Here is a 12,469-nt window from a genome sequence, read left to right as displayed (position 1 = left end):
AAATTTCAATCTTGAACAAAAAAAAATCCAAATCCCAGTTTGAATTGGAATTTGGATTTTTATTATTAGAATTTAGAAAAGTTTAGTCTAATACAAAACTCACACTAACATTTGCTGTAATTTCGATTTCGCCAATTGCTAAAGTTTCGTTTGCAGCTCCTCCCATTGAGTCTGCTTCTTTCATTCTCATAGCTGCGTACATTGGCTGTGGACGGTAAATTTGAGAGTTATCAGAAATTGTAAACGCCTTACCTACTTTTTGCCCTAAAACTGAAACGTACTCTTCTGCTTTTGTTTTAGCATCTTTCATCGCCAATTTTCTAGCTTCAGATTCGTATTGCGCTAATTTAGATGTTTCAAAAGAAACTTTGTCGATTCTGTTGATTCCTTGCTGAACCAAACCTTCCATTAACTCATCATACTTAGCCAAATCTTTTACTACGATTTCTACAGTTTGTGTAGCATTATAAGAAGTTTTCTTTTTCTCGTAATCGTACTGTGGATTTAGAGCTACTTGTTTTGTTTTGAAATCTGCTGTTGGGATATTCATTTTTTTGATGAATTTTAGAACAGCATCCATCTTTTCGTCATTTTGCTTTTTGACGTCTTTAGCATCATTCCCTTTTGTTTCAACCGAAGCTGAAATACAAACCTGATCAGGTGCTACTTTTACTTTTCCTTCCCCGTTAACATTGATTAGAGGAACTTGTTTGATTTCTTGGCCGTAAGACATAGTCATAAACATGATTGTTAAAAATAATACTAGTTTTTTCATTTTTGTTATATTTTAATGTTTAATTGAAACTTTTCAAAAGTTGTGCCAACATTACAATTTCCCCAATTTTGCCATTCCAAAAAGTATCAAAATTGGTATTGCAAGGAGGATCACCATCATTGTATGGTCTGTAATTAATGATGGCATTTTTATCAAAGTGATCAAATACCCACCTATAGCGCCCCCAAAGTGCGCTGTATGCCCAATATTGTCATTTTTGGCTTTCATTCCATAAATTGAGTATAATAAATACAAAATTCCGAAAAGATAAGCAGGCATCGGGATGATAAAAAATATTCCAAGCGTCATGTCAGGTTGCAGCAATATTGCCGAATACAAAACTCCGGTTACAGCGCCAGATGCTCCAACGGCTCTATAGCTATAATCGTTTTTATGGAATAACATAGTAAGAAGGCTTCCGAAAATTAAACTTCCGAAATAGACCAAAACAAAAGAAAAATTTCCGAGCCAGTTTAAAACAACGGGGGCAAAAAAATACAAAGTCAGCATATTAAAAATTAAATGCATCATGTCTACATGCAAAAAGCCCGAAGACAGCATTCTGATCTGTTCTCCAGAGCGAATACTTCCTACATGAAATTCGTATTTTCTAAAAAAATAAAGATCGTTAAATCCCTTGTAACTAATAACAACGTTCGCAACGATAATCGCTATTAAAATAATATTCATAAGTAATAGTATATTGTGAATTCAGAATTGTAAATATAATCATTCTTAAAGATAAGTTAGCACGAAAGCAAAATAGCAGTCGTTAATCATTTTTAATTTATCTTTGTAAAAAAAATTTACATGCAGTTTCTTGTTTATATTTTGGCCTATCCTCTACTTTGGCTTATCTCTATATTACCATTTCCGATATTCTACTTATTCTCAGATTTTGTCTGCTTTTTGGTATACAGAGTTATCGGGTATCGTAAAAAAGTAGTGCGTGAAAACTTGGCACTTACTTTACCTCATTTAAATGATGCTGAAAGAAAAGTGATCGAAAAAAAATTCTACAAACATATGTGTGACCTGTTTCTAGAAATGGTAAAAACCATGAGCATGTCTCCTGAGGAAATGGAAAGAAGATTTCATGTAACAAACATTGATCTTGTACTTGATTATGCTAAAAGAGGAAAAAGCGTGATTCTTGTGGCTTCACATTATGCAAGTTATGAGTGGCTCTTAACCATTAATCCTAAACTTGGATTTCAAGGAGTTGCTGTTTACAAAAGGCTGGCTAACCCTTATTTTGATAGATTAATTCGAAAAATCCGCTCTAAATACAACACCGAGATGATTGAAACCAGAAAAGCAATTCCAACAATGGCAAAAAACCAGCGAGAAGGCATTTTAAGCCTTTATGGTTTAGCAAGCGACCAATCGCCAAAGATGGAAAGGATTTTTCATTCGATGAAATTTATGGGTGTTGAAGTTCCTGTGCATACGGGTGCCGAAACATTAGCCAAAAAATATGATTTGGCTGTACTTTTTGTGGAGGTTAAAAAGGTTAGAAGAGGATATTATGAGGCTACATTTATTCCTCTTGCTGATAATCCTAAAGAATTTGAAAACTTTAAAATCACTGAAATGTATCTTAAAGAAGTAGAAAAACAAATTCTAGAAGCTCCAGAATTTTATTTGTGGACACACAAAAGATGGAAACACAGAATTGAATAAATTTAATTTTAACACATAGAAACATAGAATTTTATTGTTTTGTTTTAAGATTAAAGAAAAAGCTAGCTTTAACACATAGCTCTATGTGTATTTATTCAAAGTGAAACGCCTTTAATAAGTTCCAAAAAGCTATGTTGCTATGTGTTAATATAAATACAATCAAACAGAAAAAGCCTCTTTAGAAATTTCCAAAGAGGCTTTTTTTATTTAAAGACTGAAATATTAAATTCCAGCAATTACTTTAATCTCATCAATAATTCTTAGTGCTAATTTATCTGCTGCATCTTGAGAAGGCGCTTCAGTATAAATACGAATAATTGGTTCTGTGTTTGATTTTCTTAAATGAACCCACTCTGTTGCAAAATCAATTTTTACACCGTCAATTGTCGAGATATCTTCGTTTTTGTATTTCTCTGTCATTTGAGTTAAAATCGCATCAACATCAATTTGCGGAGTCAATTCAATTTTATTCTTACTCATGTAATATTCTGGATAAGAAGCTCTCAAAGCAGAAACCGGCATTTTTTTATTTGCTAAATGCGTTAAAAATAAGGCAACTCCAACCAAGCTATCACGTCCGTAGTGCAACTCAGGATAGATGATTCCGCCATTACCTTCACCACCAATAATCGCATTGTTTTTCTTCATTAATTCTACCACATTCACCTCTCCTACTGCACTTGCTTCGTAGCTTCCGCCATGCGCTTTAGTAACATCTCTTAAAGCACGAGAAGATGACATATTAGAAACTGTATTTCCTGGAGTTTTGCTTAAAACATAATCTGCACAGGCAACCAAAGTATATTCTTCACCAAACATTTCACCGTCTTCACTGATAAAAGCCAAACGATCTACATCTGGATCTACTACTATACCAAAATCAGCTTTTTCTTTTACAACAAGCTCAGAAATATCAGTTAAATGCTCTTTTAAAGGTTCTGGGTTATGAGGAAAATGTCCGTTTGGTTCGCAGTACAATTCAACCACTTCAACTCCCATTAATTTTAGCAGTTTCGGAATAATAATTCCTCCAGAAGAGTTTACACCATCAACCACCACTTTAAATTTAGCTTCTTTAACAGCTTCGATATCAACCAATGGCAAGTTTAAAACTTCATCGATATGAATATCCATGTAAGCGTCATTAGAAATAACTTCACCCAAACTGTCTACATCAGAAAAATCAAAAGCTTCAGCTTCAGCAATTTCAAGGATTTTTGCTCCGTCAGCTCCACTTAAAAACTCACCTTTAGCATTTAATAATTTTAAAGCATTCCATTGCTTTGGATTATGAGATGCTGTTAAGATAATTCCGCCGTCAGCTTTTTCCAAAGGAACAGCCACTTCAACAGTTGGCGTTGTAGAAAGTCCAAGATCGATTACATCGATTCCTAAACCAATTAAAGTATTAACTACTAAATTATGAATCATTGGTCCAGAAATTCTAGCATCACGGCCAATTACAACTGTCAATTTATCTTTAGCAATATTATTTTTTAAGAAAGTTCCGTATGCTGATGCAAATTTTACAGCATCAACAGGAGTTAAATTATCTCCTACTTTTCCTCCGATCGTTCCGCGGATTCCAGAAATAGATTTTATTAGAGTCATTTTAATGAGTTAGGGTTATTTTTTTACAAATATAAAAAAGTTACTGAGTTACTAAAGTGCTAAGTTTCTAAGATTTCAAATTTAACCTGTAAGAACCCACTTGCATCTTGTCGTTTTTATAACAAAATGATTTAAAAAAGTTTTTATACATTTACTAAATAACTTAGAATCTTGACAGCATTTAGATTCTTAGAAACCTTAAAAAAATGAATTTCTTAGCCCATATATATCTTTCTGGAGACAATGATTTAATTAAAATCGGGAATTTTATGGCGGATGGAATTCGCGGTAAACAGTTTGAACATTTTCCTGAAGATGTACAAAAGGGAATTTTACTGCATCGATTCATTGACACTTATACCGATTCTCATGATATCTTTAGAAAAAGCACCAAACGCCTTCATGAGCGATACCATCATTATGCGGGAGTTATTGTAGATATCGTTTACGATCATTTCTTAGCTAAAAACTGGACACAATATTCTGATGAAGAATTAGCGCTTTTTGTGAAACGTTTTTACAATTCCTTACACGATAATTATGATATTTTAACCGAAAAAACGCAAGGTTTAATGCCTTATATGATTGAAAGAAACTGGCTTTTGAGTTATCGAACCACTGAAGGAATCCAGAACATTTTGACCCAAATGGATAGAAGGTCTAAAAATACTTCGCAGATGCAGTATGCCGTTGAAGAGCTTACTGAATTTTATGACGAATTTGAAAAAGAATTCACACTTTTTTTTGAGGAAATGAGAAAGAAGGCTCAAGAAAAACTACTCTTTCTTTAAGTCAATTTAATTTTATTACACATGAAAAAAATTACGATTTTAATCGCTCTTTTATATATAAGCACCAGTAATGCACAACAGACAACTCCAAATCCGACTGGATTGGTAGTTACAAAAGCAATGGTAGTTTCAGCTCGCGAAGAAGCTTCAAAAATTGGTTCTGATATTATGAAAAAAGGCGGAAATGCTTTTGATGCTATGGTTGGAACAGAGCTAGCTCTTGCAGTTGCTTTTCCGTTTGCGGGAAATATAGGCGGTGGCGGATTTATGGTGTATAGAAAAGCTAATGGCGAAGTCGGTTCTTTGGATTATCGCGAAAAAGCGCCGCTAGCTGCTACAAAAGATATGTTTTTAGATAGTGAAGGAAATGTTATAAAAGGAAAAAGCACTCAAACAGCACTTGCCATTGGCGTTCCAGGAACTATTGCAGGTGTTTTTGCTGTACATAAAAAATACGGCACAATGCCTATTTCTAAAATTCTTGAGCCCGTAATTGCTTTAGCAGAAAGAGGTGTTGTAGTGACCAAAAAACAAGAGAAAAGCTTAAAGGATTATCATGAAAGCATTGTAAAAATAAACGGAGAGGATTCTCCAGCATCAAAAGCTTACAAAGAAAACGATACCATCAAATATCCAGCTTTAGCCAAAACTTTAAAAAGAATTCAGAAAAAAGGAAGAAACGAATTTTATAAAGGTGAAACGGCAAAAATCTTAGTCAATTATCTTAAGGAAAAAGGCGGTATTATTACCATGCAAGATTTAGCCAAATATGAAACCAAATGGAGAAAACCTTTACAATTTACTTATAAAGATTTAAAAATCACTTCAATGGCTCCGCCAAGCAGCGGCGGAATCTGTTTAGCTCAAATCTTAAAAATGCTAGAGCCTTATGATTTAGCCAAAATGGGACATAATTCTGCAGAAGCAATTCAGGTAATTGTTGAAGCTGAAAGAAGAGCTTATGCCGATAGAAGCTATTTTTTAGGCGATCCAGATTTTGTCAAAATTCCGATGAAAGAATTATTAAATGAAAACTATCTTCATGAAAGAATGGCCAGTTTTAATCCGGAAAAAGCAACTTTGTCTAGCGAAATAAAAGAAGGAAAAGTAAATTATGCCGAAAGTACAGAAACAACACATTATTCGATTGTAGACCAATTCGGAAATGCTATTGCTGCGACAACAACCTTAAATGATGGTTATGGTTCTAAATATTATTGTGATGAACTTGGTTTCTTTTTAAATAATGAAATGGACGATTTTAGTGCTAAACCTGGTTCTCCAAATATGTTTGGTCTGGTTGGAAATGAAGCCAACAGCATCGCTCCGCAAAAACGAATGCTAAGTTCTATGACGCCAACAATTGTAGAAAAAAACGGAAAACTTTTTATGGTAGTTGGAACACCGGGAGGTTCAACTATTATAACTTCAGTTTTACAGACTATTTTAAACGTTTACGAATATAATTTAAGCATGCAAGAAGCAGTTAATGCTCCTCGTTTTCATCATCAGTGGCTTCCAGATTTAATTACTTTCGAGCCTAATACTTTTGCATCCAAAACCATAGATAACCTTAAAGCTAAAAGTTATATTATCAACGAAAAACCAACTCCAATTATAGGAAAAGTAGATGCTATTTTGGTTTTACCTGACAATAAATTAGAAGGAGGAGCTGACTTTCGAGGCGACGATAAAGCCGTTGGTTTTTAAGAGTTCTCAGTTTTTTATTTTTTTAATCTAACATTATAAACTAATTTTGTAAGAACGATAATTTTAAAACAGAATGCTAAAAAAATATTTCAGAAGACTCGAAAGCATCATTGCTTTGGCACAATCCTTAATGACTCCAAAGCAGTTTCTTTTTTTGTCAAGCGTTCTTATCGGAATATCTTGTTCCCTTGCGGTTATCGTGCTTAAAACTTTCGCACATAGCGTATTCTCTTTTGCCACCTATATTAATGGAATCCTGAAATTGAGTTTCATTAACAGTATTCTGCCTATCATCGGTATTACATTAACGGTTTTTGTAGTAAATAAAGTTCTTAATGGAAGTATTCAAAAAGGAACTTCACAAATCTTATATGCAGTTGCCAAAAAAGCTAGTATTATTCCGAGAAAGCAGATGTATGCCCAAATTGTGACAAGTTCGTTAACGGTAGGTTTAGGAGGTTCTGCAGGTTTAGAGAGTCCAATCGTAATTACTGGAGCAGCATTTGGTTCAAATTATGCCCAGAATTATAAGATGCAGTATAAGGATCGAACTTTATTAATTGGATGCGGAGTTGCGGCTGGAATCGCAGCAGCATTTAACGCCCCAATTGCAGGAGTTCTTTTTGCTATTGAAGTTTTATTGGTAGATGTTAGTATTTCTGCTTTTACTCCAATTATGATTTCTGCCGCAACAGGTGCTTTGGTTTCAGCAATTGTTTTGGATGAAAGCATTCTTTTAAGTTTCAAAAAACAAGAAACATTTGATTATCACAACATTCCATTTTATGTTATTTTAGGTGTGCTTACTGGATTAGCAGCAATTTACTATTCAAGAAATTTCCAGAGAGTAGAGCATTATTTTGCGAAACAGCAAATCAATCCTTACAGAAAAGCTTTAATTGGTTCATCCCTATTAGCTTTATTAATTTTTATTTTTCCGACCCTGTTTGGTGAGGGATACGAAAGCATCAAAACCTTATCTGAAACCGATCCTGGAAAACTATTAGACAACACATTATTTGCTGATTTCAGAAATAATCAGTGGGTCTTACTTTTATTTATTGGAGCCACTATGATGGTTAAAGTATTTGCTTCAGGATTAACCCTAGGAAGCGGTGGAAATGGAGGAAACTTCGCTCCTTCTCTATTCTTAGGATCGTATTTAGGATATTTCTTCTCTAAACTAGTTACGATGATAGGTCTATCAAAACTTCCTATCAGTAATTTCACTATGGTCGGAATGGCTGGAATTTTAAGTGGTTTATTTCACGCGCCTTTAACTGCAATCTTCTTAATTGCAGAAATTACAGGAGGTTACGGATTAATGATTCCGCTAATGATTGTTTCTTCCATAAGTTTTGCCATTTCTAAACGTTTTGAAAAATATTCGCTTGACGTAAAAGGATTAGCAAAAAAAGGCCATGCCTTTACAAGCAATAAAGATTCTAATATTTTATCGACTTTAGACATCGATTCCATTATTCAATGCGATTATCTAACTGTTCATCCAGATGAAAACATGAGCAAATTGGTAGACTTAATTTCGCATTCTAACCAAGTGGTTTTTGCAGTTGTAAACAATGATAAAGATTTGGTCGGAGTAGTTCATTTTAACGATATTCGAGAAATTATATTTAATTCTTACCGCGTAAAATATACTTTCATTAGAGATGTAATGAAAGCGCCAGCTGCTACAATTTCTACACTAGACAGTATGGAAATCGTAATGCGTAAATTTGAAACTACCAAATCTGCTTTTCTACCTGTTCTAAGAGATGGAAAATACCACGGATTCATTTCAAAATCGATAGCACTTGAAGCTTATAGAACAAAACTTCGTTCTATGACGATTGAATAATCTTTAATATCGGATACGTTAAAAATTTCATTTATCCGATATTAAGAAGTATCTTTGTAGGATTATGTTTAATATTGACCTAACATACCGAGAAGAATTTCAATCAACCTTTGATCGATTGTACCAAAAAAGGCAAGAACTGCAAAACAGCAGACCATTGCCCAATATTGCCTTGAATAAAATAAGAGAAAGTCTTTCTCTAGAATGGACTTATAATTCTAATAGCATTGAAGGAAATACACTCAGTCTCAGAGAAACTCAAATGGTTATTCAAGAAGGAATTACTATTAAAGGAAAATCACTTCGTGAACATTTTGAAACCCATAATCATGATAAAGCTATTGATTACCTATACTCTATTGTAGATGAAAATTACAAACTAAGAAGTATAGACATTCTTTCTATTCATGGTTTGGTAATGCGCTCTATCGAAGAAGATTTTGCTGGAAGAATTCGTAACGGAGGAGTTCGCATTTCAGGTGCTAATTTTATGCCTCCAAATGCCAATAAAGTCTCCGATTATCTAGACGAACTAATTGAGTTTATTAATACAAATCCGTTTGGTTTAAATGATATTGAACTCGCAACAATATATCATCACAAATTAGTCTGGATTCATCCTTTTTTTGATGGAAATGGGCGCACAGTTCGATTAAGCATGAATTTATTGTTGATGCGATGTGGTTTTCCGCCAGCCATTATTCTTAAAAATGACAGAAAAAAATATTACGAAGCGCTTAATCAAGCTAATAATGGTAATTATCAGAAGCTAACCCTTTTAATGTGTCAAGCGCTCGAAAGAACACTCAATATTTACCTAGGTGCGATGCCAGGAAGCACATATGACTATCAATCTATTCAAAATATTGTTAGTGAACCAAATACACCTTACGGCCAGGAATATGTAAGTTTATTGGCCAGAACAGGCAAAATTGATGCTTACAAAGAAGGCCGAAACTGGTACACCACCAAAGAAGCAATAGAAAACTACATGGCAACCCGAAAAAGAAAACGCTAGTTTAAACTAGCGTTTTTTGTTACTAATTGTAACATAAAGTTTTGCTATCGAGCACTAAAAGAACAAATCAAAGTGGTAACTTTGCGTTTTGCTCAAAATTATGTTAGATAAAGACAATACTATTGAAGTTCTTGGTGCAAGAGTTCACAATCTAAAAAATATCGATATATCCATTCCGCGTGAAAAACTGGTTGTAATTACTGGTTTATCAGGTTCTGGAAAATCTTCTTTGGCATTTGATACTATTTATGCTGAAGGTCAGCGTCGTTATGTTGAAACTTTTTCAGCATATGCCAGACAATTCCTTGGCGGATTAGAACGTCCTGATGTAGATAAAATAGATGGACTTTCTCCTGTAATCGCGATTGAACAAAAAACAACAAGTAAGAGTCCGCGTTCTACAGTTGGAACTATTACTGAAATTTACGATTTCCTAAGGCTCTTATACGCACGTGGCGCAGATGCCTACAGTTATAACACTGGCGAAAAAATGGTTTCGTATTCTGATGAACAGATTAAAGATCTGATTATTCAGGATTATAATGGAAAACGAATTAATATTCTTGCTCCAGTTATTAAAGCCAGAAAAGGTCATTATGCCGAGCTTTTCCAACAGATTACCAAACAAGGATTCTTAAAAGTTCGTGTAAACGGGGACGTTCAGGATTTAGTAGCCGGAATGAAACTGGATCGTTACAAAACGCACGATATCGAAATTGTGGTGGACAGAATGGTGATTGAGGACAATCCAGATACTCAAAAAAGATTATCTGAAAGTATCAATACAGCGATGCATCACGGTGAAGATGTCTTGATGATTTTAGATCAGGATTCTAATGAGGTTCGTTATTTCAGTAGAAATTTAATGTGTCCTACAACAGGAATTTCATATCAAAATCCAGAACCAAATTTATTTTCGTTCAACTCCCCAAAAGGAGCCTGTCCTCATTGCAACGGATTGGGAACTGTGCACGAAATCAACGTTAAAAAGATTATTCCAAATCCGAAATTATCTATAAAAGCTGGTGGTTTTGCTCCTCTTGGCGAATATAAATCTTCTTGGATCTTTAAACAATTGGAAACCATTGGAGAAAAGTTCGGATTTAAAATAACCGATCCAATCGAGAAAATTCCGGAAGAAGCGATGCAAATGATTTTGTATGGCGGAAAAGATAAATTTTCTATCAATTCAAAAGATCTCGGCGTAACGAGAGAATATAAAATTGATTTTGAGGGAATTTCTAATTTCATTAAAAATCAATACGATGAAAGTGCCACAACCAGCATAAAACGTTGGGCAAAAGATTTTATGGACGAAATTAATTGCCCTGTTTGCGACGGTTCGCGTCTTAAAAAAGAAGCATTATTTTTTAGGGTAAATGAAAAAAATATCACCGAATTGTGTGATATGGATATTTCAGATTTAACAGCTTGGTTTCAAGATTTAAATAGCCATTTGACAGACAAACAGCTTTTAATTGCTTCCGAAGTGGTAAAAGAAATCAAAGACCGTTTGAACTTCCTGATGAATGTTGGTTTGAATTATCTGGCTTTAAGCCGAAGTTCAAAATCCCTTTCTGGTGGTGAAGCACAGCGTATTCGTCTTGCTACTCAAATTGGTTCTCAGCTGGTTGGAGTTCTTTATATTTTGGACGAACCAAGTATTGGTCTACACCAAAGAGATAATGAAAAACTTATTCATTCTCTCGAACAATTACGCGATATCGGAAACTCAGTTATTGTTGTTGAACATGACAAAGACATGATTGAAACGGCTGATTATGTAATTGATATTGGCCCAAAAGCAGGAAAATACGGTGGAGAAATCATCAGTATAGGAACTCCTAAAGAAACTTTAGCTTCAGACACTATAACCGCTCAATATTTGAACGGTAAAATGAAGTTTGATATTCCGAAGAAAAGAAGAAAAGGAAATGGCAAATTCTTGAAACTGACTGGTGCAACAGGAAATAATCTTAAAAACGTTACGATTGAAATTCCGTTAGGGCAATTAACCTGCGTTACGGGAGTTTCTGGAAGCGGAAAATCTACTTTGATTAATGAAACGCTTTATCCTATTTTAAATGCGTATTATTTTAATGGCGTAAAAAAACCGCAACCTTACAAAAAGATTGAAGGTTTAGAACACATTGATAAAGTTATTGATATTGACCAAAGTCCGATTGGAAGAACACCACGTTCGAATCCGGCAACTTATACGGAGGTTTTCACAGAAATCAGAAATCTGTTTACCATGACTTCTGAAAGTATGATTCGTGGTTACAAAGCGGGGCGTTTTAGTTTTAATGTAAAAGGCGGACGTTGCGAAACCTGTGAAGGTTCTGGTGTAAGAACAATAGAAATGAACTTTTTACCAGACGTTTATGTAGAATGCGAAACTTGTCAAGGAAAACGCTTCAACAGAGAGACTTTAGAAATTAGATATAAAGGAAAATCAATTTCTGATGTTTTGGATATGACGGTTGATGAAGCTGTTCCATTCTTTGAAAATATCCCGAAGATTTACAGAAAAATCAAAACCATTCAAGATGTTGGTTTAGGTTATATTACGCTTGGTCAACAAAGCACAACTCTTTCTGGCGGTGAAGCGCAACGTATAAAACTGGCGGGAGAATTGTCTAAAAAAGATACTGGAAATACATTTTATATTCTAGATGAGCCAACAACAGGTTTGCACTTTGAAGACATTCGCGTTTTAATGGAAGTAATCAATAAATTGGTTGATAAAGGAAATACCATTCTAGTGATCGAACACAATATGGATGTTATAAAACTTGCCGATTATATTATTGACATTGGTCCAGAAGGTGGAAAAGGCGGGGGACAATTGGTTGCTAAAGGTACTCCAGAAGAAGTGGCTCAGAACAAAAAGAGTTATACGGCTAAGTTCTTGAAAAAAGAGCTAGAGTAATAAGAATATCTTTGTCAAAGTTTAAAACTTTGACAAAGATTTAAATATTTCAATAATTTAACAATAATTATTTTATATTTTAGCTTTAAAA

Annotated in this window: 9 protein-coding genes; 6 read left to right on the top strand and 3 right to left on the bottom strand. The window is 34.2% G+C overall.

Going from position 1 to position 12,469, the window contains the following annotated elements:
* Positions 1-82: 82 nt before the first annotated feature.
* Positions 83-775 carry an SIMPL domain-containing protein gene (locus AAYQ05_RS21010; protein ID WP_343545223.1) on the bottom strand — a complete coding sequence of 231 codons (693 nt, stop codon included), beginning with the start codon at positions 773-775 and terminating at the stop codon, positions 83-85.
* A 51-nt stretch (positions 776-826) separates the two neighbouring features.
* Complete coding sequence (locus AAYQ05_RS21005) at positions 827-1,465, bottom strand: rhomboid family intramembrane serine protease (protein WP_343545222.1); 639 nt, start codon at positions 1,463-1,465, stop codon at positions 827-829.
* Positions 1,466-1,585: 120 nt separating this feature from the next.
* Between AAYQ05_RS21005 and AAYQ05_RS21000 the strand changes: the two genes are divergently transcribed.
* Positions 1,586-2,458 (top strand): lysophospholipid acyltransferase family protein, encoded by an 873-nt coding sequence (locus AAYQ05_RS21000; RefSeq protein ID WP_111377205.1) that lies wholly within the window; start codon positions 1,586-1,588, stop codon positions 2,456-2,458.
* A 222-nt stretch (positions 2,459-2,680) separates the two neighbouring features.
* On the opposite strand, the gene glmM is transcribed toward AAYQ05_RS21000, so the two are convergent.
* Positions 2,681-4,069 carry a phosphoglucosamine mutase gene (glmM, locus tag AAYQ05_RS20995; protein WP_198856239.1) on the bottom strand — a complete coding sequence of 463 codons (1,389 nt, stop codon included), beginning with the start codon at positions 4,067-4,069 and terminating at the stop codon, positions 2,681-2,683.
* Positions 4,070-4,275: 206 nt separating this feature from the next.
* On the opposite strand from glmM, the gene AAYQ05_RS20990 reads away from it, so the two are divergent.
* From AAYQ05_RS20990 to uvrA, 5 genes are all read left to right on the top strand, one after another.
* Positions 4,276-4,860: an acyl carrier protein phosphodiesterase gene (locus AAYQ05_RS20990; RefSeq protein WP_343545220.1), complete on the top strand. Its 585-nt coding sequence runs from the start codon at positions 4,276-4,278 to the stop codon at positions 4,858-4,860.
* 21 nt (positions 4,861-4,881) lie between these two features.
* The gene (gene ggt / locus AAYQ05_RS20985) at positions 4,882-6,570 is read left to right on the top strand and encodes a gamma-glutamyltransferase (RefSeq protein ID WP_343545219.1); all 1,689 of its coding nucleotides are present in this window, start codon (positions 4,882-4,884) and stop codon (positions 6,568-6,570) included.
* 73 nt (positions 6,571-6,643) lie between these two features.
* On the top strand, positions 6,644-8,428 hold the full coding sequence (locus AAYQ05_RS20980; RefSeq protein ID WP_281633170.1) for a chloride channel protein: 1,785 nt from the start codon (positions 6,644-6,646) through the stop codon (positions 8,426-8,428).
* 64 nt (positions 8,429-8,492) lie between these two features.
* A complete protein-coding gene (locus AAYQ05_RS20975) occupies positions 8,493-9,446 on the top strand; it encodes a Fic family protein (RefSeq protein WP_343545218.1) in 954 nt (317 codons plus the stop codon).
* Between the two features lie 100 nt (positions 9,447-9,546).
* Positions 9,547-12,378, top strand: coding sequence for an excinuclease ABC subunit UvrA (gene uvrA, locus AAYQ05_RS20970; protein ID WP_343545217.1), 2,832 nt, complete (start codon positions 9,547-9,549; stop codon positions 12,376-12,378).
* The last annotated feature ends 91 nt before the right edge of the window (positions 12,379-12,469 follow it).

Source organism: Flavobacterium movens, from assembly GCF_039581425.1.
Lineage (GTDB): Bacteria > Bacteroidota > Bacteroidia > Flavobacteriales > Flavobacteriaceae > Flavobacterium > Flavobacterium luteolum.
Note: the sequence above shows the minus strand (reverse complement) of the source record. Positions and strands in the feature narration are given on the sequence as shown.